This is a genomic window from Lysinibacillus sp. OL1 (assembly GCF_004332175.1).
In the GTDB taxonomy this organism is placed as follows: Bacteria; Bacillota; Bacilli; order Bacillales_A; family Planococcaceae; genus Lysinibacillus; species Lysinibacillus capsici.
In genome coordinates, this window is the sequence record NZ_SJDS01000002.1 from 486,066 (window position 1) to 511,049 (window position 24,984).

Annotated in this window: 33 protein-coding genes; 8 read left to right on the forward strand and 25 right to left on the reverse strand. The window is 34.2% G+C overall.

From position 1 onward, the window contains the following. The first annotated feature begins 87 nt into the window (after nt 1-87). Nucleotides 88-741, forward strand: a complete 654-nt coding sequence (locus EW028_RS06835) for a FusB/FusC family EF-G-binding protein (RefSeq protein ID WP_131520341.1) — start codon at nt 88-90, stop codon at nt 739-741. Nucleotides 742-823: 82 nt separating this feature from the next. Here EW028_RS06835 and EW028_RS06840 read toward each other — a convergent pair whose 3' ends face one another. The 3 genes from EW028_RS06840 to EW028_RS06850 form a co-directional block, all read right to left on the reverse strand. Then, a complete protein-coding gene (locus EW028_RS06840) occupies nt 824-1,201 on the reverse strand; it encodes a hypothetical protein (protein WP_131520342.1) in 378 nt (125 codons plus the stop codon). A 157-nt stretch (nt 1,202-1,358) separates the two neighbouring features. Next, complete coding sequence (locus EW028_RS06845) at nt 1,359-1,805, reverse strand: HTH domain-containing protein (RefSeq protein ID WP_131520343.1); 447 nt, start codon at nt 1,803-1,805, stop codon at nt 1,359-1,361. A 48-nt stretch (nt 1,806-1,853) separates the two neighbouring features. Next, on the reverse strand, nt 1,854-2,168 hold the full coding sequence (locus EW028_RS06850; RefSeq protein WP_131520414.1) for a hypothetical protein: 315 nt from the start codon (nt 2,166-2,168) through the stop codon (nt 1,854-1,856). A gap of 150 nt (nt 2,169-2,318) precedes the next feature. Between EW028_RS06850 and EW028_RS25800 the strand changes: the two genes are divergently transcribed. Continuing rightward, the gene (locus EW028_RS25800) at nt 2,319-2,441 is read left to right on the forward strand and encodes a hypothetical protein (RefSeq protein ID WP_255501578.1); all 123 of its coding nucleotides are present in this window, start codon (nt 2,319-2,321) and stop codon (nt 2,439-2,441) included. A gap of 98 nt (nt 2,442-2,539) precedes the next feature. On the opposite strand, the gene EW028_RS06855 is transcribed toward EW028_RS25800, so the two are convergent. Then, nucleotides 2,540-3,436: a TetR/AcrR family transcriptional regulator gene (locus EW028_RS06855; protein ID WP_131520344.1), complete on the reverse strand. Its 897-nt coding sequence runs from the start codon at nt 3,434-3,436 to the stop codon at nt 2,540-2,542. Between the two features lie 194 nt (nt 3,437-3,630). Here EW028_RS06855 and EW028_RS06860 point away from each other — a divergent pair, with 194 nt between their 5' ends. Next, entirely contained in the window at nt 3,631-3,933 is a 303-nt protein-coding gene (locus tag EW028_RS06860; RefSeq protein ID WP_131520345.1) for a gamma-type small acid-soluble spore protein, read from the forward strand. 147 nt (nt 3,934-4,080) lie between these two features. Here EW028_RS06860 and EW028_RS06865 read toward each other — a convergent pair whose 3' ends face one another. Further along, nucleotides 4,081-4,581, reverse strand: a complete 501-nt coding sequence (locus EW028_RS06865; protein ID WP_103118029.1) for an RrF2 family transcriptional regulator — start codon at nt 4,579-4,581, stop codon at nt 4,081-4,083. Between the two features lie 170 nt (nt 4,582-4,751). On the opposite strand from EW028_RS06865, the gene EW028_RS06870 reads away from it, so the two are divergent. Continuing rightward, complete coding sequence (locus EW028_RS06870) at nt 4,752-5,393, forward strand: FMN-dependent NADH-azoreductase (RefSeq protein WP_131520346.1); 642 nt, start codon at nt 4,752-4,754, stop codon at nt 5,391-5,393. A gap of 14 nt (nt 5,394-5,407) precedes the next feature. After that, nucleotides 5,408-5,848 carry a carboxymuconolactone decarboxylase family protein gene (locus EW028_RS06875; protein ID WP_131520347.1) on the forward strand — a complete coding sequence of 147 codons (441 nt, stop codon included), beginning with the start codon at nt 5,408-5,410 and terminating at the stop codon, nt 5,846-5,848. 79 nt (nt 5,849-5,927) lie between these two features. On the opposite strand, the gene EW028_RS25195 is transcribed toward EW028_RS06875, so the two are convergent. The 3 genes from EW028_RS25195 to EW028_RS06885 form a co-directional block, all read right to left on the reverse strand. Then, nucleotides 5,928-6,128 (reverse strand): hypothetical protein, encoded by a 201-nt coding sequence (locus tag EW028_RS25195; protein ID WP_193767328.1) that lies wholly within the window; start codon nt 6,126-6,128, stop codon nt 5,928-5,930. Nucleotides 6,129-6,463: 335 nt separating this feature from the next. Next, nucleotides 6,464-6,910, reverse strand: a complete 447-nt coding sequence (locus tag EW028_RS06880) for a hypothetical protein (RefSeq protein WP_131520348.1) — start codon at nt 6,908-6,910, stop codon at nt 6,464-6,466. Between the two features lie 413 nt (nt 6,911-7,323). Further along, nucleotides 7,324-7,671, reverse strand: a complete 348-nt coding sequence (locus tag EW028_RS06885; RefSeq protein ID WP_048394556.1) for a hypothetical protein — start codon at nt 7,669-7,671, stop codon at nt 7,324-7,326. Between the two features lie 452 nt (nt 7,672-8,123). Here EW028_RS06885 and EW028_RS06890 point away from each other — a divergent pair, with 452 nt between their 5' ends. Then, nucleotides 8,124-9,617 carry an SH3 domain-containing protein gene (locus tag EW028_RS06890; RefSeq protein ID WP_131520349.1) on the forward strand — a complete coding sequence of 498 codons (1,494 nt, stop codon included), beginning with the start codon at nt 8,124-8,126 and terminating at the stop codon, nt 9,615-9,617. Nucleotides 9,618-10,337: 720 nt separating this feature from the next. Here the strand turns inward: EW028_RS06890 and EW028_RS25200 are convergent. Both EW028_RS25200 and EW028_RS06895 read right to left on the reverse strand, forming a co-directional pair. Next, the gene (locus EW028_RS25200; RefSeq protein ID WP_193767329.1) at nt 10,338-10,490 is read right to left on the reverse strand and encodes a hypothetical protein; all 153 of its coding nucleotides are present in this window, start codon (nt 10,488-10,490) and stop codon (nt 10,338-10,340) included. A 212-nt stretch (nt 10,491-10,702) separates the two neighbouring features. Continuing rightward, the gene (locus tag EW028_RS06895; protein ID WP_131520350.1) at nt 10,703-11,248 is read right to left on the reverse strand and encodes a hypothetical protein; all 546 of its coding nucleotides are present in this window, start codon (nt 11,246-11,248) and stop codon (nt 10,703-10,705) included. Between the two features lie 307 nt (nt 11,249-11,555). Between EW028_RS06895 and EW028_RS06900 the strand changes: the two genes are divergently transcribed. Both EW028_RS06900 and EW028_RS06905 read left to right on the forward strand, forming a co-directional pair. After that, nucleotides 11,556-11,786 carry an LLM class flavin-dependent oxidoreductase gene (locus tag EW028_RS06900; RefSeq protein ID WP_131520351.1) on the forward strand — a complete coding sequence of 77 codons (231 nt, stop codon included), beginning with the start codon at nt 11,556-11,558 and terminating at the stop codon, nt 11,784-11,786. Next, nucleotides 11,783-11,989, forward strand: a complete 207-nt coding sequence (locus tag EW028_RS06905; protein WP_131520352.1) for a helix-turn-helix transcriptional regulator — start codon at nt 11,783-11,785, stop codon at nt 11,987-11,989. Before EW028_RS06900 ends, EW028_RS06905 begins: the two co-directional genes overlap by 4 nt. A gap of 75 nt (nt 11,990-12,064) precedes the next feature. On the opposite strand, the gene EW028_RS06910 is transcribed toward EW028_RS06905, so the two are convergent. The 15 genes from EW028_RS06910 to EW028_RS06975 form a co-directional block, all read right to left on the reverse strand. Next, nucleotides 12,065-12,295 (reverse strand): hypothetical protein, encoded by a 231-nt coding sequence (locus tag EW028_RS06910; RefSeq protein ID WP_131520353.1) that lies wholly within the window; start codon nt 12,293-12,295, stop codon nt 12,065-12,067. Between the two features lie 181 nt (nt 12,296-12,476). Beyond that, nucleotides 12,477-13,496 (reverse strand): hypothetical protein, encoded by a 1,020-nt coding sequence (locus tag EW028_RS06915; protein ID WP_131520354.1) that lies wholly within the window; start codon nt 13,494-13,496, stop codon nt 12,477-12,479. Between the two features lie 299 nt (nt 13,497-13,795). Beyond that, on the reverse strand, nt 13,796-14,383 hold the full coding sequence (locus EW028_RS06920) for a DUF4145 domain-containing protein (protein ID WP_131520355.1): 588 nt from the start codon (nt 14,381-14,383) through the stop codon (nt 13,796-13,798). A 123-nt stretch (nt 14,384-14,506) separates the two neighbouring features. Further along, nucleotides 14,507-14,779, reverse strand: a complete 273-nt coding sequence (locus EW028_RS06925) for a hypothetical protein (protein WP_131520356.1) — start codon at nt 14,777-14,779, stop codon at nt 14,507-14,509. Between the two features lie 102 nt (nt 14,780-14,881). Continuing rightward, a complete protein-coding gene (locus EW028_RS06930) occupies nt 14,882-15,559 on the reverse strand; it encodes a hypothetical protein (protein WP_131520357.1) in 678 nt (225 codons plus the stop codon). Then, the gene (locus tag EW028_RS06935) at nt 15,556-18,447 is read right to left on the reverse strand and encodes a replication protein (RefSeq protein ID WP_131520358.1); all 2,892 of its coding nucleotides are present in this window, start codon (nt 18,445-18,447) and stop codon (nt 15,556-15,558) included. The genes EW028_RS06930 and EW028_RS06935 overlap by 4 nt, the downstream gene beginning before the upstream one ends. Then, nucleotides 18,437-18,751 carry a hypothetical protein gene (locus EW028_RS06940; protein ID WP_131520359.1) on the reverse strand — a complete coding sequence of 105 codons (315 nt, stop codon included), beginning with the start codon at nt 18,749-18,751 and terminating at the stop codon, nt 18,437-18,439. The genes EW028_RS06935 and EW028_RS06940 overlap by 11 nt, the downstream gene beginning before the upstream one ends. A gap of 111 nt (nt 18,752-18,862) precedes the next feature. Continuing rightward, entirely contained in the window at nt 18,863-19,147 is a 285-nt protein-coding gene (locus EW028_RS06945) for a hypothetical protein (protein ID WP_131520360.1), read from the reverse strand. A 24-nt stretch (nt 19,148-19,171) separates the two neighbouring features. Beyond that, on the reverse strand, nt 19,172-19,843 hold the full coding sequence (locus tag EW028_RS06950) for a head maturation protease, ClpP-related (RefSeq protein ID WP_131520361.1): 672 nt from the start codon (nt 19,841-19,843) through the stop codon (nt 19,172-19,174). 25 nt (nt 19,844-19,868) lie between these two features. Beyond that, on the reverse strand, nt 19,869-20,453 hold the full coding sequence (locus EW028_RS06955; RefSeq protein WP_131520362.1) for a hypothetical protein: 585 nt from the start codon (nt 20,451-20,453) through the stop codon (nt 19,869-19,871). Nucleotides 20,454-20,734: 281 nt separating this feature from the next. Continuing rightward, nucleotides 20,735-21,172 carry a hypothetical protein gene (locus EW028_RS06960; protein WP_131520363.1) on the reverse strand — a complete coding sequence of 146 codons (438 nt, stop codon included), beginning with the start codon at nt 21,170-21,172 and terminating at the stop codon, nt 20,735-20,737. Between the two features lie 23 nt (nt 21,173-21,195). After that, the gene (locus EW028_RS06965; protein WP_131520364.1) at nt 21,196-21,537 is read right to left on the reverse strand and encodes a hypothetical protein; all 342 of its coding nucleotides are present in this window, start codon (nt 21,535-21,537) and stop codon (nt 21,196-21,198) included. A gap of 80 nt (nt 21,538-21,617) precedes the next feature. Next, nucleotides 21,618-21,755, reverse strand: coding sequence for a hypothetical protein (locus EW028_RS25205; protein WP_193767330.1), 138 nt, complete (start codon nt 21,753-21,755; stop codon nt 21,618-21,620). Next, on the reverse strand, nt 21,756-21,977 hold the full coding sequence (locus EW028_RS26050) for a YozE family protein (RefSeq protein ID WP_131520365.1): 222 nt from the start codon (nt 21,975-21,977) through the stop codon (nt 21,756-21,758). Nucleotides 21,978-22,506: 529 nt separating this feature from the next. Continuing rightward, nucleotides 22,507-24,918, reverse strand: a complete 2,412-nt coding sequence (locus tag EW028_RS06975; RefSeq protein ID WP_193767331.1) for a phage NrS-1 polymerase family protein — start codon at nt 24,916-24,918, stop codon at nt 22,507-22,509. Nucleotides 24,919-24,984: the final 66 nt, after the last annotated feature.

Sequence of the window (24,984 nt, forward strand, 5' to 3'; positions counted from 1 at the left end):
AAGATTAAGTTATAAACTAACAGAAATTGAATGATCTCTTTAGGCCAAAAAGTAATCAAATAGCCTAATAAACAGGAGAGATTTCAAATGGAACAACAAACAATTCAGCCGTTTTTAACGGTTGCCAACTATCATTTACTAGAACAGCAATTAAATAAAATTTTACATGCACTGACAACAACAAAGGATAAAAACGTTATCCTAGCAGTACGTGGCCTTGTTGATACGGAGGTAACGACAAAATTAGCATTATCAGCAGCAGAAACAATGCTGATTGACCAGCTTTTTGCTGTCACAGATCGTGCACAAGGCGATGCATTTTTAGAGCAATTAAAACCATATGTCATCCCGTTCAAGCCGGTGACCGCTAGTACGCTTAAAGCCTTATTTAAAAAGGAAAAGAAGCTCAAGCTACCAAATCTAGAAGCACTCGATTTTCAGCAAATTTGTTATCTTGCTTGGGATGATGCTGGCACACATCGAAAGTATGTTGTCCTTGAGCAAAATGGGCAGCTAAAAGGGATCAAAGGGATATTTGCCAATAACACGGTTCGCGGCATTTGCGCTATCTGTAATCGCCATTCAGATGTAGGCCTATTTACTACCTCCATTAAAGGACAGGTGGTTGGCACGTTTACCAACCACAGTAATTACATTTGTGCAGATAGTCAAACATGCAATGTACATGTTACGGATATGAACAGAACACTGGAGTTTTTCGAGCGTATTACACAAAAATAAATGAACAAAGGCAGAAATGTTGTGCAAGCAACATTTCTGCCTTTAAACTTTAAAAGAATTACTGTTAGGGTATAGAGAAATGTTATCGGTTGGGATTACGATCAATAAATTCCTCTATTTCATCGGCTAATCCGTACACAAGATGGAAATAGTGTTTCTCCGTCATGACACCCTTTTTTCGCCATTTTTGCATTTCTTCATAATGAAATTGATAAAAATAGCCTTCTACCTCTCTTCTAGCAATTCCTTTTTTCTCCGCCATCTCTGCAATCGAAAGACCTTTCCTCCACTCTTGGTCGTATTCCTGCACTGTCATGCCCAAAAATTTATTTATAGCTTCATAATCATATTTCACATGGTATACAAGAATACCTTCCTTATTTTCTTCTGCATATACAGTTATAGAGAATGAGAAAACTACGATCAATAAAAGCACATACACTTTATTGGCACTTTTCATTTTGGAACCCCCATACTTTTTGGGGTTAATGTGTGTGGTTCTCATCATTACTATGTATGAAGGAAATCGTGGAAGTGATGAAGAATGTCAGCGAAGAAGAGAAGATTTTTTATTCTTCCTTCTTGAATGATTTAGTCCAAAATACCAGGGCTTGTCATTAGTCATGTAATACAAAATGGAGCATGATACTATTCACGCAAATTTTCAATTCTACGTTCTTATCGATCGATATCTCTTGTCTAAAATCGATTAAGTCCTTTTCCTCTACATGAATCATTTTCGCGACACTAGCCGTTGAAAACATGTAATCCTTAATGAGGTCATTCAAAAGCAATGCGGCTCTTTCCCTTGCATCAAAGCCTTCAAAGCCAACACATAACATAGCTATTTTTCGTTCAATCTTATCTAGCTGCTCCGTCGTGATGCTGCCCTTGTTATTCAATAAACTATCCAGCTCATTCATTGGTAAATCAACTATTTTCGCAAGTTGCTGATGATTGAAACTGAATTTTTCAGCCACCTCTTGAATTTGCTGTTTCAGGTAATCGAATCGGGAAATATCCGTGACAAAAGATACTTCTGCCCTATCCTTCCATTCTTTCACAGTAGTAACCCTCTTTTCATTCTTTTTAATGTATCAAATGAAACTATATTAAAAATGAGGACGCCAAAAAAGTGGCAGTATTAATAAAAAAACGGAAATCGTAATAAAAATGGTAGTGGTTGTAGGAGATAATTTTTGGCGATATGGACCATTATAAAATCCCGAAAACTGCACTTTATTACGATAGAGGACAAACAATAAACTATATATGGCGATTCCCCCCAGCCACCCAGCGTATGAACCATCAACATTTATTCCAAAAGAGGTATAAATAAGCCTAGCGCCTCCCCACATCACGCATCCAATAATGGAAAAAAGGATAATAATTCTTATTAATTCTAAAAATATTTTAAATGTAATCATCCATAGTTTTCTTATTTCCTTCACAAGCTCTCTCCACCACCACAATCTGTAAAATTATTATAACACTTCCTGAATTAGTAATTCACTTAAACCAAGAATGTATAGTCGTCTATGGTGAGCTTACTTGTTGTGTCTTAATACGGTTTCAACATGAATTGGATAGGAATTATAGAACAAAGTATAATTGGTGGGAATGTATACTTTTATGATTTCCGCTTTATGAAAAATGACACGATTCCACCAAGTATCGAGTATTCACTGACAGAAGAATGAAAAAAACTTAATGCCCTCACTAGTATTAATAGCCAACGAATTCAAAAGAAAAAACCAACTTTATGCTAAAAAGCTGGTCTCGTCATTCAATCATTCATTTATGCCTTGCTGTTTTGCATCTTCATAAAGAGCCAGAAAAGGTTGGCAATTTCTTCAGCTTCATATTTATAAATCGTTTCAGCGAAAGAAGCACGAAATGGCTGTAGCATGATCTCTAAAACACTCATGCGGGGTGTTTCTCTCTTCATTTCATCCAAAAGCAAGCTAGAGAGTTCGAGTGATTTTTGTGGAAGTTCGATTGTCGAGATTTTTTTACAAAATTTCTCTAATTTCTCTTGTATTTCTTTATTAGTAATGGACTTATAGGCTAGATCCTTTTCTAATAAAAACATTTCCTGTGGCTCTAATAGAATTTCTCCACTCTTAATCATTTCTGGCAGAAAACTTTCTACATATTTCAATGACCGAGTAACCACTTTTTTTAGATCTATCGTCATATTAGTAGCCAAATTCCAATAAAAAGATAAATATTGGAATGTGCCAAAAAAGACGACCGCACACTCATAATAATAGTGCTTTCCTTCTTCTCCATAAATATCATAGAATCTGTTTTTTAACCAGGTGATTTCATGAAAGCGATGTTCCGCAAGAATTTCTTGCAGCTCTTCATCATGCAAAAAGGAGATTTCTCGAAATAATGGCATTAAATTATATTTTTCTTTAATTTTTAATGTGGCGATTAATTGTTCAATTAAAACGTCTACATCATCTTTTTTCTTACCAACTAAAATTTCCTCTTTTAAAACATTTCGCTCTTGACGATTTTGCTCTAATACGGCTTTCAGGCATTCGTTTTTAGATGAAAAATAATTATAAAATGTACCTTTCGAAATATTTGCCTTATCTAAAATATCCTGAACCGATGTATGCTGATACCCTTTTTCAGTAAATAATTGTAATGTTGATTCGATAACGATTTGTTTACGATCTTTCATACATTTCTCCAATCTCTAAACACAATAACGAACTTACTACAATTATACTAGGAAAACTAGATTTCTTAAACTATGCAAATTTGATACTAGAGGTCCTCACTCTGTAGTGCCAGTCCAAATCGGTTAGGTTTTTCTAAAATGTATGGATAGTAAAAAACCTTCTGCACACACTACTTTTCAGGAGGTGATATTTAATGGCGAATAATAACAACAACCAAAATTTCAACTCAAAAATTCCTAATGCAGCTCCAACCGCAATGAATTCAATGAATGTTGAATTCGGGAACGAGACTGATGTTAATCAAATCAGACAACAAATTCAACAAGCTGAAGCTAAAAAGCAACAGGCTTCTGGTTCTATGAACGCAATGAAGTCAACGAACGTTGAATTCGGGAACGAGACTGATGTTAACCAAATCAGACAACAAATTCAACAAGCTGAAGCAAACAAAAAATTTGCTTCTGGTAAATTTGCTAACGAAAATAATTCAAAATAGCTTTCATTTAACATCCGCAGCCGGCATCCTTGCCGGTTTTTTGTTTCTCCCAATTTTGGTTAATTCCTTCAGCATAAAATTCTCGCTTTAGATTTTCATTCAGGTAAACCGAATTTACATACATCCAAAATGATTCGATTCAAGTTATCAATTTGTTTTTTTAAAAAAATTTTTTGCTTCTTCTATTTGCTCCTTTGGTAGAGTCCGCAGTAATTCTTCTTCTAACCACGCTATCGTTTTGCTTCTTAAATAATTTCGCATGTGTTCTTCCGCTTCCAGCATGACACTATTGATCGTACAGTTCGATTGACTTGAACAAGACTCACACTTTTGTTTTTTATTTTGATAAGCAAAATTTGCTTTAATATTCTTACACTGAAATATCGGATCTTCACCTTCAACAGCTCGTACAACATCCCAAAATGTAATATCTTCAGGTTTTCTATTGAGTCGATAACCCCCTTTTACACCAGATACCGAGCTAACAATGCCTTCCTTGGACAATTTCCCTAAAACTTTTGAAAGATAGGTCTCCGATAATCCTTGAAATTCTGATAAATCCTTTATTCCTATACTTTCATTTTTTGGTACATCAATTAAATAAACAAGACTGTGTAGGGCATATTCAACCATCACACTATATTTCATTATTCCACCCTCTTAAAACATTTTGCTTACCATGATAGTAACACATTTTAGCTATACATAAATGAATCAGTTTGACAAACGAAAATGAAAAGCGTATATTGTAGACAAAGTTAATCAACGATTAAATAAATCGACGATTAGTAACAACTTTATTTAACTGGAGGATTTTTATGCGTAAACTACTTGTGATAAATGCACACCCTGAAGTGGAGTCAAAGACATCTTTGAGCCTTCAAGTATTAGATCATTTTCTAGGGACATACAAAGAAAATAAACAGGATGATGAAGTAATTGAGCAAATTAATCTATATGAAGACGTTGTTCCGATGATAGATAAAATTGTTTTAAGTGGCTGGGAACATTCACGAAATGGAGATCCTTTAACACACGAAGAAAATGAAGTTTTGGAACGCATGAATGAAATTTTAGTTCAATTTAAAAGTGCTAATAAATATTTAATTGTAATGCCTTTGCATAATTTTAATATTCCTTCAAAGCTAAAGGATTATATGGATAACATTCTAATTGCGCGAGAAACATTCAAATATACGGAAAATGGTTCCGTGGGCTTATTAAATGATGGAAGGAGCATGATCATCATACAGGCAAGTGGTTCAATTTATACAAATGGCGATTGGTATACCGAAGTGGAGTATTCTTACAAATACCTTAAATCAATGTTTGCCTTTCTTGGAATAGAAGATTTTAATATTCTTCGTGTCCAAGGAACAGCCTTATTGAATACAGAAGATGTCTTGCAAAATGCACTTGATCAAGCGGATCAATTATCCGTTGAATTAGCTAATAAATAATGGAGGGATTCACAATGACACAACGTATGAATTATTATGAAATTGCACCAGATGCTATGAAGATAATGATGGAAATGGAAAAATACACGAAGAAAAGTGCTATTGAGAGAAAGCTTCGTGAGCTCATTAAAATTAGAGCTTCTCAAATTAATGGCTGTGCCTATTGCATCAACATGCACACTGCTGATGCGAAGAAAATGGGAGAGACTGAACAGCGCTTATACTGCATTAGCGCTTGGAGAGAATGTACTTTTTATTCAGATGCTGAAAAAGTAGCATTAGAATTAACGGAACATATTACGCTTATTCCAGAAAAACGCGTTCCTGATGAATTATATGAGCGTGTGCGCAAGTATTTTGATGAAAAGGCTTATGTCGATTTGGTTATCTTGATTAATCAAATTAACAGTTGGAATCGAATTTCTATTGCTATGGGCAATGTTGCGGAATCATAAATGGCTGCCTTAACAGGTAGCTATTTTTCTTATAGTAGTTGGATATCAATTGGAGTCGTATTTTCATTTGTCAGTCCCCCTATCTCCCTTTAACAAAATGTTCAAATGTTTGTTTAGGAATAAAAAAATTTCCCGGGTAAGCGCAAGAATAGACAAATTCAATCCCACATTCCTCCATCAAGCGACTGATTTCTTCCTTTTCCTTGCCTTTTGAAATGCTTGCAGAAGGATTTTGGGATGGGGCTATAATTATTTCCTGTTGAATATCTTCAATGACCATGCAATCTTTGAAATTATTGGACTACGTGCTTTCCCTTACCTCTCTCAGTATTGTGTTTAGCAAAAAAAACACTCGTCAGATAAACGAGTGTTTTGTAATTATTATGACAACTACTTAGATGGTGTGTAGGTTTTTTAAATTCTTGCAAGTTTATTAGGATTGGGGTTGAGTGGTCTTTCACTTGTTTCTGACATACACGTATGCGATCGTGTTTATTTTGTAATGGAAATTTGTTTAGCGTATTTCCGTACGCTTTTGATAAAACTTGATAATATCAATTTACACTTTTTTTGCGTAATTCACTATACCGCACAATTACAATATATATATTTGACCTATGCAACTTTTGTTACTACCAATGCAGCATTATCATAAGTTATGAGTCCCGTTGAGCTTACTATGGCAACTCGTATAACATCACCTTGGTTTAACGCAATTTGGTCTGTTCTTGATACTACATCTACTTCATTCATAGCACCAGCTACAAAGGTTTGATATTCAATCTGTTTTGTTGCAAGAGGAGTCCCATTTATAGAGAGACGAAAAATAATATTACTAGATGTTCCTGCTGAACTTGCTCTTAGTTCAATTGTAAACGTAACAGTATATACCCCTTGGCTATTAACAGTAATAGAATCATCAACTGTACTTGGTGTTGTTCCACTGAAAGGTCCGACTGTGTCGAAATCAACATTTGAATCAGTTGTAGGATCTCCTCCAGCTACATTATAAATTGAACCATAAGCTGGGGTAAATTGTACTGGTTCTTCTTGAGTTGGCACATCGGGACAACTAGAAACCCTATACTTGGAGAAACTTTTACAGTCTTCACACCTCTCGCAATCATTGCAAAGCTTATTGAATCCATGATTATTAGACAAATGTATCCTCCCCTCTATTATTACGATTAGAATATTTTATGTTTTTTAGGTCATATTCGTTTGTACAAAAGAGATGAGTTTGCCCATTACATTTTTCCTTTTAATAAAAACTATGTCCATCCCAGTCATTTAGCTGTTTCATCAATCAGCATATTTCGCTTAACCAATACCCTTTGTACTGAAACTCAGACAAAAATGGTTTGAGTTTTTTTGTGTATGTCAATCCTTTAATTTATCAAAATATTATAGGTGTGTAACTTTTTCTCCAAGTCTCATATTTCGTTAGAAATTCAAATGGCATAAGCTAAATACTATTATTTTATGTCAACAATTATTCTCGCTACTCTATATTCACCTTCTATCTCTATCGCCATATTACTATCAATATCATTCGTAATTTCCACAGCCCTTATTTTATATATATTCGTTCCGGTATTCAGCCTGTAACCCTCTTCGTGTTTTGTAGGTAAATCTGTTGTTTGTTCTTTTATTTCTCCGACTTTTTCTTCTATTTTATCATTTGGGATCGGTTCATTAGTAACAATATAATTATGACCATTCCAATTAAATACAGGGAAAGAAATATTGTCTTGATTTCGTTCATTGCACCCAGTTAACAGAAGGAAAGTAACTAAAAATAACAAAATTGATCTTTTTATCATATTTGTTCCTCCACCAACGAAGATGAGGGTATTAACCACATCTTCTTTTGCATCTTTTTATTTTTTAGTATTCATATAATATTTTTTCATAAGTTCTATCAGCCTATGGATAGTTTTTATAAGTTGTTGAAAAAATTTTCCAGCAACGTTGTATTTTACTTCTTTATAATTTGTCACCATATATACGACTCCACCTACTATAATCTGCATGAATATAAAAACCCGTAGAAGCAGATTCGGCTGACTTACTGATACATATACTCCAAATGACAGATTTTGTTACACTAACACCCCTTTCCCCGAATCATATGTTAGGGCTATCATTTATCACTCTACCCTGTTAAATGAAAGAAACATTGAATATTACCCCTATCCCAAATATTGGGTTTATGATAACATATATCTGAATCTTTTAACTTTGGAACATATGAAAGGAAGTGTAATAACCAGATATGAAAAAGCTATTGAAACCATTGATTAGTGGTATTGTCATTGGTGCCCTCTCTCTAACGATAAATATAGATAAAAATGTATTAGCTAATGATATTGCAAATACATGTAAGTATGATTCGGCATCGAAGGTCAACCCTGATTATTCCACAATGAACTGTTTGTTAACCGAAACAGCACTGAGTTATAATGTTCCTCCTGAAATTGTGAAGGCAATAGCGGAAGGTGAAAGTGGAAATTGGCGTCATTTCGATAGGAATGGTAAAGCGATTGTGACAGCTGATAATGGAATTGGCATTATGCAAATTACCAATCAAGCAGGCTACAATCAAGATAGACTAAAAAGCGATATTGTCTATAATATTCGAGCTGGTGTGGAGACTCTAGATGATATGTTTAAGCGGAAGGATTTGCCTAGCATCAACGGTGGGGAAAGAGATATATTGGAACATTGGTACTTCGCTATCATGGCTTATAACGGTACTAAGCCAGTAAATAGTCCATTTGTTCAAGCAACTGGGGAAAGAAATGCAAATGCCTATCAAGAAAAAATTCTCCGAATTATTGAGAGATTAGAATTAATAGACTTAACAGAGCTGCCTTTTACACGCGAACATTTTCAATATGACTCTAACAGCAGGGAAAATATTAAATTTTCAGTGATGAACTATGATTTTGATTTACCATTAACAAAATCAAAGTACTTTTTTAAAACAAATCAAAAAGTTAATGCAACAACTAATGTAACAGTTAGGACAAAGCCTACTACGGATAGTCCATCTATGGGTACTTTACGTAAAGGCGAAATTGTTACCATTACTGGTCCTTTTGAATATGAAGCCGTATCAACGAAGAAAAACCATTTTGTTTGGTATCCTGTGAAAAGAAATGACGGGACAGAGGGGTATGTAGCATCAAGTTATTTAAACTACTCAGCTTCAACACCTACAACTCCAGTAGGTAGTATAGATGTATCAAAGTTCGCTGATTACAAGGCAGACCAGTACTGGGCAGAGGATTTTCAATGGGCAGTAAACAAAGGACTTATCAGCGGTTATCCAAACGTATACAACCCTGCAACAAAGAAATACGAAAACTTACTGAAACCAAACACGAATTTAACAGAAAATCAGATGTTATCTGTACTTTTCCGTTACTTTAAGTCTGATGAATTAGCTTCAACAAAACCTAGTTCTTCATGGAGTGCAGATGTAAACTATCAACTAGCAAGTAAGTACGCTCTACCAACCCTTGGTGGTATATCAGCGTCTAAACAGGTATATGCAGTCAAAGACATCACACGTGGTAATTTTGCTCGTATCCTAGCATCTATGCATTATGGAAAAACAGTATCTCAGCCAGAAGCCATCCAGTTTCTACGTGACTTCGACTTAACAACTACTAAAACGGATGCAGAGTTTAAACCAAATGATTCTCTAACAAGAGCGCACGCAGTGGCATTCTTCCACCGTTATGAGCAAATATTCAATAAATAAATTGCTATCTATAAGTGAAAAGGTGACTATAAAAGTCACCTTTCTTCTTTTATATGGTTGTCTAAATGGTGCTATAAAGCCATATGTGAAGTTACGGGAGAAGCTGTGAAAGCATAACAAAAGGACTTGCATATAGGGTAATCAATCATAAACAAAAGTCCTGTTTATATTGATGGAAAGCACCTTCAATCGAGAGTGCTCGATGTAGCTATTGATATCAGCTATCGCTACAATTCAATTGATAAATCTAAGAAAATCAAAAACTTAAGAATTTGGGGTACTTTTTAGGGTACATGCTTTCCCCTACCTCCCCCACTCTGAAAAATTAAAAGTTATAACTCAATGACTTTTTACAAACGCTGAGATATTCACAAAAAAACACTCGTCATGTAAACGAGTGTTTCGTACTTATCATGACAACCACTTAGGTGGTGTGTTTTTTTCCCAATAGATATTGTTAGGTGCAAATTACACATAAAACAGTCCTGTAAACGTTGATTTATCAACATTTAAATGATTTTCTATTAATTTTAAACTACGCAAAATGAAGCATAAAATTGAATAGATTTGGGGCTAATTGGGGCTGGATTGGGGCTAATTAATAATGCTTTTGGTGAGTATGTTTATAGGGATGAGAAATCAGGATTGCGATTACTTCCCCAGTCCTTTTTATTTTACCTTACACAAAAAAACACCCGCTGTAGCAAGTGCTTAAATAAATTATTTCTGATCTTTTTTCAATTGTTCTTGAGCTTCTATTTCTTTACGTTTTCGTTCTTCTTCTAATTGTCTTTGATAGATACGTGGTGCAGATGTTTTCATAAAGAAAGCATGCATACGTTGTTGAGTTTCAATTGATGGAATAGTTTTCATAAATTCGCTCCTTTTCGTTTATTGTCTCTTTCTACCTACTAAGTGTGGATTTTATCACCCACATATTACAATCATTTCTTCATTGTATATATTCCTAAAACTTCACAAATATACTTTCTTGTCCACATAACCTATTAAATAATAGTTAAAAGTAAAAAGGACTACGCAATTTTGCGCAAGTCCTCTCTTTGTGTTAAAATAAAAATCACAGTTTATATTTCTTGAGTCGATGTTAGCGCATCGGCTTTTTTATTTTCTTCTTCTTTTTCCACAACTTTTTTTACCTTTCCCAATATATACGTTAATACTTCCTCAAAGCTCTCTGGCTCTCTACCAACTTCCTTGGTGAATGTTTTTATATTACCTTCCATTGCAAAGGCATTCCAACCTTCCACACTATTTTTATCCAGTTTATTAGGTTCCTTATTTGATTGATCTGATTTGCTTTTTACTACCCTTTCATATAAATTATCTGCATGAATGTTAAGGGTATTAATCTCTTCTGACATTTCTTTGAACAACGGATTAAAGCCCATATCAATTAAACGTACTGTATCTTGTATTTCATCAATTGCAAGATAAGCCATCCCTCGATCTTTATTCCAACCATTATGAACGATCTCATCAATTCTATCCATTAATCTTGCAATGGCTCCTTGTAAAACCTCTAATTGATTCATCTGTGCTGATAAACTATAAATTTTATTGCTATAATCTATCACTACTTTTTCTAATGTGAGTTGTGTTTGCTGTTGCATAATTATCAATTCCCTTCTGTGGTTTTTATTTCTTTGCTACTGCATTTAAAAGTATTTGTTTATTGTGGTCTGACATAGTACACCATTCTTTTGCTGTAACTCTCACTTCCTCACCCCTTTCTAAATGTCAGCTATTTCTAGTCCATTCACCGACTGACTATTGATAGTCATTTGATATATTTTATTCCTTCTAGTGTAAGAATAAACTATAGCGAATAAAACTTCAAGCCTTTTTATTCATTTTTGCATAAAAATATTTATTTAAGTGTATTAATAAGCTATAATAAAGAAAAACAGGAGGAATAATATGTCTAATATAATAAAAAATGAAATTAAGGGTTATATCTCTTCATCAGGATGGACACTTACTGAAATAGTAAATAAAATGAATGAAAATCTACCTGACGATAAAAAAACTACTGTGCAGAATATCTCTAATAAACTTACACGTGGTACTATTAAATACAGTGAAGTTAAAGAAATTGCAGATATTATCGGAATGAATATTGAGTGGAATAAGAAAGAGGAAATACAATGAGAAAAGTAAGAGGTGTCGAGGCATTGATAACTTATCTTCAATCTATCAATTGCCCTATGAGTAAAACAACTATTTACAATTTAATGCGAACAAACAGTATTCCATTTAATAAACCATCGCCAGGTATTTTGCTTTTTGATCTAGACAAAATAGATCGTTGGCTTGATGGAGATTCACACCAAGCAAAACAGGACGCCCAATAATTCGGGTGTCCTTCCTTGTTCCAAATAGAAAAAACACTCTCGACTGTTCTTGCAGCTGAAAGTGTTTATATTTCCTTATTTCTTTTTTGTACATCTCGTAACCCATCGACCTTTTTCATTTTTGTAATGGATAAAATCATATTGGCTAGCAGTTTGGTTGACTCTTTCTCTATCAACATTATATGCCCATGTATGCTCTAGTAATTCAGATAGGCCAACAGGGGCAGGGAATTTTTCTCCACCTATTTCAAGATGAGTAACTACGACCTTTATTCCTAAATCCTTTAGATATACTGGTTTTTCCAACCTGATCACCTCTAAATTTATATATGTAATTTAAAGATTTCCTATTACAAAAAGCAACTTTATTTTTAGCAGCTGCTTAATTATAAAGAGTCACGCTTACTCCCAATAATTAGTGCCCCCCATTACGAGTGGTCATAATTATTGAATTCATATAAAACTATTTATTATTTTAATTAAGATATTAAGAGTTAATATGATTCAGCCTTAACCAATTTAATAAAAGTATTGATGTTGCTAAATACCAAACTTTAAACAAGTGATCGAATTGATGATTATTAGGCAATAAATTTTCATCTCTCCACATTTTTACTATTTCTTCTGCAGTTAAATCAGGTTGCTTATTAAAACCTACAATATTTTTTATTTTATTTGAAGCATGTCGAGAATATGCTCCTAAAAGATCTGCCGCATTAAATACTCCAAAGAAAAAAGATCTCCACTTTTTGCCACTGTTAATTCTCTTACTAAGTAGATACACATTTTCTCTTACATCTGTACCTTTTGTTATTTTTTGATATACTGATTTATTTCTTTCTAAATCCTCTTTAATCAATTCTAAGACATTACTAATTCGCTTGATGAAGTCAGGTTGATTGAAATTATTAATATTTGCCCATTCATATAAAGCTATACTTACCTCTTTTTTTGAAATGGCTAATTTAAAAATGTAACTAGAGTTGAAAATCCCTTTATTTTCCATTTCCACATCAGGAAACGGATTTATTCTATAACTTTTAAGAAATTCATTCATATTAATTGCCCAAAGATACTCTTGAAATGGGTTAGCTTCTATATATTCTTTTTGCATTTTATCACCAATCATATAGTTAGCAAATTTCATAGTATGAGTATCAAACACATTTATTGGATACTTTTTAGCTACTTTCTCTAAATCTGCTATTTCAATATTTGCTTGAAGGTTTAATTTTTCTGGGCATGCATAATTTTCCCAAAAATATTTAAGTTTGGAAAATGCGTCATAATAGGATAGCAAAAGTCTATGCAAATAGAATGTATTTTCAATACCCATTTTATTTATAAAATTATTTGAATTAGGATGATTAAGGTAAAAATTTCTTTGATTAGCTCTTGAAATCGCACCTTCAACATTTTCTTCTTCTAGTTCATCGAAAGAAAAGTAAGGATTTTCAATCCCAGCCAATTTTGACCTAGATGTGTCTAACAATAAATTAAATTCCATTTAAATATATTCCTTTCTTTTAATATTATTTATCATAAATTTTATTATACAAAAAGTAATATCCTAATTATAAATTTAATAACTTGTTTTTTTAGTTTATTAATTTGCTGTTTGGAACCTTTATACCATCCTACCATTCAATTCAAATATCCAAGTTACTTAGTCTTTTTCTGAAGGCTACCAAGTTCATTAAGCTAGTTATAGAAAGGCATCGAACGTGTTCTCTCTTCGACTTATACTCCACAAATCATAGTTAATTGCATAATAAAAAGTCGTAAGTATCCTACGACTTAAATTAATTATTTATTTCTTATAGACATTTTCCCTGGTAATTCAAACATAAAAATCAATAACATTGTAGTAAAATCTAAAATCTCTAATGCATCTTCTTCTCTGATCTGATGTATTTCATGAGTAGCTTCATTACCTTGTTTCCTTATTTCATCTACCCAACTTCTACCGTCAGGTGGTATATAACCTTTCTCTTCTAAAAAATCAACATATGATATAAAACTTTTTCCTTCTTTAGCACCCTTCAATACTGAAATATTCATTAGAATTTTTCTACATATCAAACTAGCTGCTGTCCATGCTCCTACCATATAACATTTTTTAGCTTCCTCGAAAATTGATTGTATATCCTCCGGTAAAAACATTACATCTTTCCCATATTTTTCAGAAGGAACTTGTTCCCTATTATTTAAATAAGATGGTTTATTACATGCTGTACATATAGCAACAACACCTAAAATGTTTCGAGGATAAGCAAAATCGAATGCAGGTAATACATTTGCAGGACTAACTTTTGAACCACAATATCCGCAGTTGTAAGTAAGTCTTTTACTATTCTCTATCATCTCCGCCATCCATTCACCACTAAAAACCATATTTTCACCTCCTATCTATATATATCATAGGATAAATGGAATGTATTGTCATTATAAGAAATATAAAGAACAATAAAAAGCCACACCTTGTTAGATGTGACTTCCTTTAGAATACTATTTAATCTATTTAGCAAAATGACTTTCTACCAAATCAATTCCATCTACTGTAATTATAAATCCTAAACTAGTAGCATTACCTTCATTTTTAACTAATCCTTTGTTAATTAGATAAGTGTATGCTAATTCTACTTCAGAATCCGCAATAAAATCTTCAGTTTTTATTCTTAGGTAACGTTTTTTAATGCCTTTATTTTCATGATTAAAATAGTGTTCATACAGATTAATTAATAAATGCATCCGTAAATCTTGTCTTTTCTCAACAGTATCCTTGTTCATTATTAATACACCTCCTCTTATTCTAATCATAAAATACTACCGACATTTTGTCACATAATGTCATTATAAAGAGAGACTACCAATTTAGTAGTCTCAAATAGTTTAATTTATTTCTTGATTTTGTAATTCTGTCCTACCTTCAAAATGCATTACTTCTCCATTAACTAAGGCTAACACATGGTAACAATAAGTGTTTGAAACATCATCTGGATAATCTTTCATTAGCTCATATTGCAAGTGCATTGAGTAATTAATAAGATCCTCTATTAATGTGGAAATATCGTTTTTATTTCTAATCGCTCCGTTAACATCTCCTAATCGTTCATATGCTTTTGAAACGTCCTTCGGAGCAATTAAACTGCCTGCTATACCGAATGAAGGTACTATGGACATTTCAACTCCATCATCCACATTATAAGTAATGCTGTACATACTCCCTAACTCAATATCAAATCCAATAATTTGAACAGTAAAGAATGTTTCTTTGTGGATTTTAAATAATGTAGCAAATTCTTTAGGAATTGTATGAGCTAGACTATTCAAGTGTATAAAAATTTCAGTTGCCTTGTTTGAATTTAAACCTACCAATTCCTCGATCACATATTCATAAACAGCATTTAAGCCACCGCCTGCAGCAATAAAATTATTAGAAATACGATGAATTTTAGTTTCCATATCAGGTAGTTTAATAGTCTTTCCAAATAGCTTAAAAACTTGCTTAGTATCACCACTTATTAAACAGACTGATTGGCCATCTCCAAAAGTAGAAATGAGTGTCATGCTTTCACTCCTATCGGTTCGAATTTAATTTTTGGTAAATTAGGATTCGGAACAAATTTCTTTGCTGCTTGTACAACTTTTTTAGCTTTAAATTCGATAAACACCTTTGCTGGCGAATGAATACCAAGCATTTTCTTTGCTGTATTTACTACGCCATCCACAACACCTGTTATTGCTTCAAGAACATTAGCGGTCATAGCTGAAATACCTTTTATAAGACCGTTAATGATATCCATACCAATTGAAATAAATTGACCAGGTAATGCTTTTACTTTTTCAACCATGCCGTCTCTTACTTCTGTAATTTTGTTAACGACATTCTTTTTCATTGTAGAGATTATATTAACGAAATTAGTGGCCAAATTCTTTACGAAATTGATCACAGATGTAACCATATTCGAAATAGTGCCACTTGCATTGGTACCTAAATTTTTAAAGAAATTAAGCACTGATGTAGAGAAACTAGATACTGTGGAAGATACTTTGGACCCCATTGAGGTAAAGAATCCTGCAATGTTATCCCACATACCTTTTAGTAAATTCACACCTGTTTTAGCAAGGTTAGTGACAATCGTTTTGATACCACCAAAGAATGATAGTGTCATCCAGCCAACAACAAGATCAATGGCCCCTTTAAATATTTGTTTAACGCCTTCCCACATCTTGCTGAAGTCACCTGTAAATAATCCACTGAATACTTTAATGGCTCCCATAATCACATTTAGAGCGCCATCTATGATTTGTTTAATGGCATTCCACACAGTTTCAATTACAAACTTCACAGCAGGCATTACAAACTCAATAACAGCCTTTATGCCATTAAATACGTTCTCAACAGCTTGTAATATTTGAGTACCATTTTGGTCCCAAAACTGTTTGATCTGTGCTATTTTTTCTCCAATAAAAGAAGCAACGGACTCAAAGACTGTGACTGCTATATCCTTTATAGCTTGAAAGACAGTATTAACATTTTCTCTAAATGTTTCTGAACTTTGATAAGCAGCCACTAAAGCTATGCCTATTCCAGCAATGGCGGCGACAACCAAACCTATTGGCGATATGATTGCTCCTACTGCAGCAGCTAGGGCAGGCCACGCGGTGACTAGTCCACCAACAGCTGGCATTAATGCAGCGAATGCACCTACTAAAATACCAATTGCTGCCCCAATGGCTACAATTGCTGCAGCTAAACCGGCATTATTGGTAACCCATTGAGAAATTATTGAAACTAAATTTGCAATGACATCCAGAACAGGTTTTACAGCTGTTTGTAGACTTGCAAATGCTTCTCGCATAGTAACAGTTGGATCATTCTCTAGTTTCTTTTGAGATTCTGCAATATCATCAATGCCTTTTTTCAGATCAACTTGTTTTCCTTCAGCCTTAAGGATGGTATCTATAATTTTTTTCCCTTGATCTTCCCACATCGTTCCAAACATCTTTGTGCCAAGTTGGTTACGGACAGTTGCATCATCGACACTAGCTAATGCCTTTGTGGCTTCAAGCATAGCCTTTTGACCTTCTTCGCCACCTTCAGCGATTGATTGCCCCCAGGTAACAAACTGTTTAGCTGAAATATCAGTTTGAGCTATTATCTCTTTTAAAGAATTATCAAGCCCATTACCGAAGTCAGCCATTTGGATACGGCCCTCTTTGACACCATCCAAAAGTGAATCTATGTTCCAACTTTTTGTATCAACACCAGCTGCCATAATAGCCTGTACTTCTTTTGCTGTGAAACCAGCCTGAATCATCTGATCTCCGTATTCAGCAATAATATCTAATTGTTCTGGCGGAAAACCTGTTTTCAATAAAGTATTCACTAACCCCATTGCTTCTTCATTTGTGATTCCTAAAGTAGCAGCAATTTCATTACCTTCTTGAATTAATTCTGTGAAATCAATACCTGAATACGCTGAAGCAATAACTCCTGCCATTTTTACGACCGATGCATTAGCTTCATCAGAAGCATCTTTATTCAAGGCCCATTGGCGTCGTACACCTTCAAGTGCTTCTTCGCCATCCACACCATAGGTTTCAATCGATTTAATCGCATCTCGAACCGATGCCTTACTTTCTTCTGGTACATCAAAAGAAATATCGATCTTAGTGTCTAAACTTGAAACATCAAGTGCTTGTTGTACAACTCCTACTATACCTCCTCCAGCTGCTAATCCTGCAACGACACCACCTAATTTATCACCAAATCCGTTTACTTCATCTCCTGCTTCATTTGCAGCATCTGCTATCCTTGATAACTCTAAACTAACGTTCGTTAATCCCCTAGAATCAACTTGACGCAGTGCATTACGCATTTGGTCCATATCTGCACTTGCCCCTAGTGCATGACGGCCCATAATTTGCAAGGCACGGTTTATTTGATCTGCTGAAGCTGTACCATTTCTAATTGCATTGGTAAGCCTATTACCAAGTGCATCAGAAAACTGATTTATATCGGTACCTGTTGCTCTAAAAAATGTACCCAGTTCTTGTTGGCTTCTAGATAGCCTTTCATGGTCCATCTGAACTGTACTAAGTTGATTACTGTAATTTCTAAATTGAGCTTCTGTTAATGCTAGCTCTCTTTGGAATGCCCTATACTGTTCGGCTCCAATGCCACCTCTTTGAAATTGTGCGTCTACTTGCGATTGAGCATTCCGCAATGCAGTTAACTTTTCTTCAGTATTTTGTACTGTTTGTTGCAAAAGCTCCATCTTTTGTGCAACTAGTTGTGCGTTACCTGGATCCAATTTTAATAAACGTTCAACGTCTTTTAATTCGCTTTGTAAATTACCAGCTTGTTTATTAACATCTTTTAATGCTCCCTCTAAACCGGTTGTATCACCATCAATGGAAATCGTAATCCCCTTAATACGATTATTCGACATAGAAATCATCTCCTTTCAATTTTTCTTGTATTTCTAAAAAGATGCCTTTTACAGGTATAGTAGTACAACTATCAACCCAATCATTGTATTTAGGTAGGTTAGGGTTAGCAGTTTTAGCAAAACTCCAAATTATTTGTGCGAGCTTTTCATTATGGTATAAATCATTCTTGTAATCAGTTGAATAGATTCCGATATTAGTTATTAAATCCCCATGAAAGTTTTTTCTATATATTCTTTTTGTCATAGGGCCAGCACACATAGGAACATTCTTTCCATCTATTTCAACTGTAAATCGAATATTCATGTAGCCAATCCTTTCGCATTTTTGTAATAGAGCAGCCACACGAATATGATGTAGCTGCTAGAAATGTGTTGGTTTTAAACTATAAAAGTCAAACACATCCAAAGATTTTATTTACTTTGCTTTTTCACTAGTAAATTTAGCAAGCCCGAACACTGCTTGATTGATTTGTACTAGCGTTCGGATAGTATCGTTGTACCACTCTTTTTTCTCTTCATCTGTTTGAAGTTGCTCCATCATTGTCGATTTGTTTTCAATAGCTTTTGAAATGAAGCTTTCCACAAGTTTATTGCTTTCTGCTATATTTTGAATTAGATCGAATACTTGCTCCCAGTCATTCTCTTGGATAATTTGTAGACGTTCTTCTGTTGTGTATACATCTTTTCTTACTTGAATCAATTTAAACTCCCCTTTTTTTCATATTCACATAAACAAAAATCGTTTCTGTTTATTTTTAACTACTGGCTCCGGCTCATTTTTCTTTTGAAGATATTCATCGATAACTGATTCACTCAATAATCCATTCACACCTATACATGCAGCTATTACTCTATTTTGAGTACGACTTTCTGAATACATCACTTCATCCGCAAAGCCATACTCAACTGCTTTATGAGCTGAAAAATACGTTTCCTTATCTAACCATTTTTGAATTTGTTCCCGTGGTTGATTAGTGCGTAATTCATAAGCGTTAATTAAACTTTCTGCAAGTTGTTCCAATTGATCTGCAACTTCGCGCATTGCGTGTTGATTGCCTGTTTGGGTTGTCCATGCATTATGAATCATTAGTTGACCAACTGGACTAATTAAAACCTCGTCACCAACCATTGCAATAATAGAAGCTGCACTTGCAGCAATGTTTAATATTTTTACTGTCTTTTTGCCTTTGTAATCTTTTAACTTGGTGTAGATTAAAAACCCTGCATATGCATCTCCGCCACCACTTGAAATGTGAATTTCGATTGGTTCCGAATCTTTTTTGGGTAACTGGCTGAATATATCTTTTGGAGCTGTGTTTTCTATTTTCCATTCGTCATAAATTTCTTTATGTTGGTCAGAAACGATCGCTCCGTTAACTTTGATTACTTTTGCCATTTTTCTCACCTCCCTTCATTGACGACTATTTACTAACGTATTTTTTCAAGTCTGATAATTTCGAAATAACTACACCTGGGAAAGTGGCTTCGCTAGATTTATTCCAACGCGCAATGTTTTCTGCGAGTAATGAAGGTTTTTTTACTGGCAAGCGCTTCACTTTTCGTAATTTCATACGAATTGGTGTCAAGTTGGTCACTTCTTTTTCAATCTGAGCCATTTCTGTAACTGCATCTTTTGCAGCTTTTTCAAATTGAACAATGGCTTTCTCTGTAATTACCATCAGTTCTTCATAACGTTTAATCATAGGGGTGATTTCTTTGTTATATAGAACCTCTGCTTTTTCTCGTTCTTCATCATGAAAATAACTTGGACGTTGTTCATTTGCGATTTGTAGAGCGCGATTCCGGTCATTGATTTTGAATTTTAGTTCGTCGATTTCATCTGAAATTTCCTTGTACTTTTGATGATTTGGCGCTTCTGATAACTGTTTTTCTTTCTCTTTCAATTGCTCAATATATTTTGACTTTTGATTACTTATCATTTGAGTATCTGCTACTTCACGAAATGAATTGTAAAATGCTATTGTTTCCTTGAATGGATTTTCCATTGTTGTTCCACCTTTCGTATTTGACCCTCCCCCCCTATCACGCGTGTAGAGAGGGAAGAAAATTTGGACAGTACACCCCATCACCGTTGCCCGATTTTCTGGAAAACTCGGACCCTGAAAGGCGGGGGGCTTATATCACTTTTTACATTTCAATCACCCCTTTCAAATAAAATAAAAAGCCCACAACTAACACATTGCTGTGCAGTCATGGACTTCTAGAGTCTCTTAGTTATATTTATCAGATAACAATTAATCAATTTGTTCATGAGTTCATTCGATTCCTAATCGTAGAAAGAAGCTAATAATTTGTAATGTTTACGGATAATAGCTTTCACATCACGCTCATCTACCTCTAAATCTGTACAGAAAGCACGTATAAAGGTTTCTGCATCTTCTGGAGGTAATCTTTTTACAATTGAATTAAATCTCTCATGACGCACCTTACACCTTCTAATGCGCTTTGCATAACGTTCTTTTAACGCGATGATTTCACTAACTATATTGAATATATCGCTTGTATACCATCTATCTATTGGGTCCAACATAGCAACCCCATAACTAAATTCGTACGCTGCTTCAATCTCCTGATCTCTTTCTAGTAATAATCGTTCAGCTACTTCATTCTTCTTAGCATCACTCCCCAACGAGTAAAGCAGTTCATCGACTTGTGCTCTTTGATTGGAGAATGCGATTTCCGGCTTTGTTACAATAATCGCCAATGAACACACCACCTTTTATTGAATTACACCCAACCGATTGCTTCAGCAAATTTACGGATAATGACGTCACGTAATCGCCTAACTTTACTAACTTTCATATATAGTTCATCTGCAATGTCAGCCCAATCACTTTTATAATCTTTATACCAATAACGCATTTTGATAATTTTTTTCAAATCATCATTAAGTGTTGGATAAATTGTATCTACACCTTCCACAATGTTTTTTCTATGTCTATACAGCGGCGTTAGCTTTTCTTCATCTGTAGCACTTTCGACATATTTTTTACATTCCTCATATTCACTAAGGAACCTCTCCAATACTTCGGTTTCTCCTTTTTGTTTATCCTCAAGAGTCATATACATTCTGCATTCCCCTTCCACAGTTATAAAAGAAGCCCATCACATCCTATCGCTAGAATGAAATGGACTTCTGGAGTCTCTGATTATTTTGATTTGTATTTGTTAATAGTTTTACACTTGATACATTTGATTTCTATTTGCGCTGCTACTTTGCAAACTTCATATTCTATAACAGATTTTAATAATAATTTGGCGCATGATGCACAACGTACTTCTTTCATTTATATTTCCCCTTTATGTTTGTTTCTATTTTTATATCGTGTCCAAGCATCTTGGAAAGATTTCATACACAATTCACTAGCATTTTGTCTTTCGAGATGCGCTCGGATTTTTTTGTATGAATATGAATTCGGAAACGTTGAATCTTCCAAGTTGTCTTTTGCAAAATCGCCGATTGGTGAATCTTCGCTAATATATTGTAGGATCCATTTTTTGAATCTCATGTCGTTGCTCCTTTCAACCTACACTTTTTTATCTGTTGTACCTTGATTTTCCTTGTTGTACTCTTTGTGGTACCGGCAAAATCCAGTCATATCAACATTTTTAGATGTATGGTACAACAAGTACTACGGTACAACAGAAAAATAGTATATATATAAAGGACATCTACAAAACTGCGTAGAATCATTTCTCATACAACCTCTTTTTATTTTGTTGTACTTGTAGTACTCTTAGTACCTTTATATCTAAAACCTTGATATATCAATCTTTATTGCGGTACAACAAAATTAAAAACTAACCTACTTTGTTGTACTTTGTTGTACCGAAAAGATTAATATCTAGCTTCTTCAGAGAAGTCGAACCCTAACTCTTGTAAAATCTTCGGTTGTACAGCTATTCCGCTAAACTTCTGACCTGAAATTTTTAATTGTTGATAATCGACTTTTTTCCCTCGATTTTCACGTTCAATTGTTATTCCACGCCTTAACCATTCATTTCTGGTTGCCTTTTCTTCTGTTTTTAAGGTTTCTTTTAAATGTTTGGTGCAAAATAAAGTGTGCCTGCTTTATAGAACGCTTTAATTGTTTTTGTACCGATGCTATTATTTCTATAGATAGCGCCTCGATCCGCATCTAACTCTTGTAAAATCAATTCCAACAATTGCAAAGGCTTATCTAAAGATTTATTTTCCTTATTCAATTCCTCGAACAATAGAAACAATACTTTTAAATCAATCTCACAATCAAAGAAAACATTTAATAGCTTTGCGGTAAAAACAATAGCTGCATAGTAACGCGCAATTCGAGAAATCACTTCATTACCCTGTGAAGCCTTTTGGAACAAACTATTATATTCGGCAAATTCCGAAATAAGGGTATTTTTACTCTCCTGCCATTGTTTTAAAAACTCCATTCCTACAACACCATAGTTTCCATCAAATGCTTCATAAATGTTATTGAAAAAACTAAACTCCTCATTTTCGAATGGAATCCCAGTTATTGATAATATACGTGCAGCTACTCCGCCTGCTGATACTGCATATTCATTCAACGAAGCTTCTCCAGTAGAAAGTAAAATATTATTCCATGTACTCTCCATTTGAGAACCTGTAATAGACCCACGCCCTCTAGAACGGCCACCTGAAAAGTTATAAACAAAACTTTGTAATTGCCTTGAATCAGCCTTACGGCTATCGTCGAGAATGAGAGGAAAGCTATTCAAAAAACTTGCTTTTCGCTTAGCAGATACTTTTGTTATATTCCATTCAGAAACCAAGTACTCTGTACCCCAAACACTTGCACAAGCTCGTAATACAGTTGTTTTACCACGTGAAGTTGGACCACTTAAATCCACAATAAAAGGCTGTAACTTTAAATCTTTTAAAATAACGCTTGTAAATGAAGCTAATAACATCAAAAGAGCTCTTGAGTGCTTTTTCATTGGGTTTAACACACCACTAATCCAATCCTCGATGGTTCCAGATAAATCAAATGCATTTAACAACTGCTTTTCACCTGCATCTGCGGGTAAAATGGTAATATTGTTAGCATTCAAAGGGTGAACAAGCTCTCCTTTTATATAACCTAGACGTTCCACTAGATGCTCTCTCTCTAAATGATTTACCATAATAAAAGTGTCAAAATACTGAATAAGGTGTTTTACATTGTTTTCTGTAACCGCCAAAGATTGATAAGACAATTTCAACATCTCTTTTCGGATAGCTAGGTCTCCAGCAGGAACTACAACTTTATAGTCACGACCATTATCAGACCAAGTGAGCTCGTGATATAGTTGTTGGTACTCGATGTTTGTAAAAGTTCTTGTAATCACTGGTGTCTGCCTACAAATAAATGTTTCGTTACGTTCAATAGAACCATCCTTCAGCATTTTTTCTGAAACCTTATACAAACATCCTTTTTTCGATATATAACCTTCTGGTATTTTCAACATTACTTTTGTACCGTTTGGTGATATCATTTCGAATTCTTTCTTTTCAAGGGCTTTGAGCTTAGGCATCTCATTAGCAATCGCAATCACTATTGTACGTTCACCATATGTAGTTGCCCCTCTGCGTTCGTCCCACTTATCACGCATCAATGCATTTCCAATTCCTTCTGGCCCATTTCTATACATACGATCTATTTTTTCAGAATCGCATTTGCAAAAATAAGCAAGCTGGCCAATCAAGTACATATCAGTTTCAGAGTGATCATTATTGTGTGTAAGTTCCCCTTTAATTGCTCTATGGATTAACTCACCATGTGTCACACCTTTACTCTCTACCACTTTTTTATCTAGTAACATCCTTTTCCAAGTATCGCTATCATCTTCAGTATTTGTACCACTGGGAATTTCGTTATAATTTATCCCTGAATAATCAGCTAACTGTTCCTTTGAAAAATACTTCTCAATAATCTCACCTAACTGATCACTACGTTCATAAATACTGCCTTCATTAGCAAGAACATCTCCAGTAAAAACGAACATACGACCACTTGAATAAATTTCTATACCATATTTGTCATTTCGTTTACCGGTATTTTTAATGTAATCGGGTAGAGATCCCTTAATAATGATGTGTACGCCTGTCCCACTAGTTGAATACTCTGTATATGAATCAGCAATATCGATAATTTCATTGGCCATTCCATTAAGGTTATTACCTTCTAACACATTGTCTAAATCAATTCCTGTATATGGATCATTTTCACTAAAAGCAAAACCAATAGCGTTAATACCATTTATCCTTTTTTGTGCTGCTATTACAGCTTCATCGAATGAACACCATGTACTTGGATTAGTAGAAGAAGCTTTAAATTTGCCACTATAATGCCATGGTATTTTCTCTAATTTTTCTTTTCCTGGTACAGCTTTAACTTCAAAGCATAACCATTGTCTCAATTCTTTAAGTTCCTCTGGTATGGAATCATAAGAATAATTCATTTCCTGTTGCATCAGATATTTCACCACCTATGTGCTGTGACATTGTTGTTTTTTCTTACACGCTCA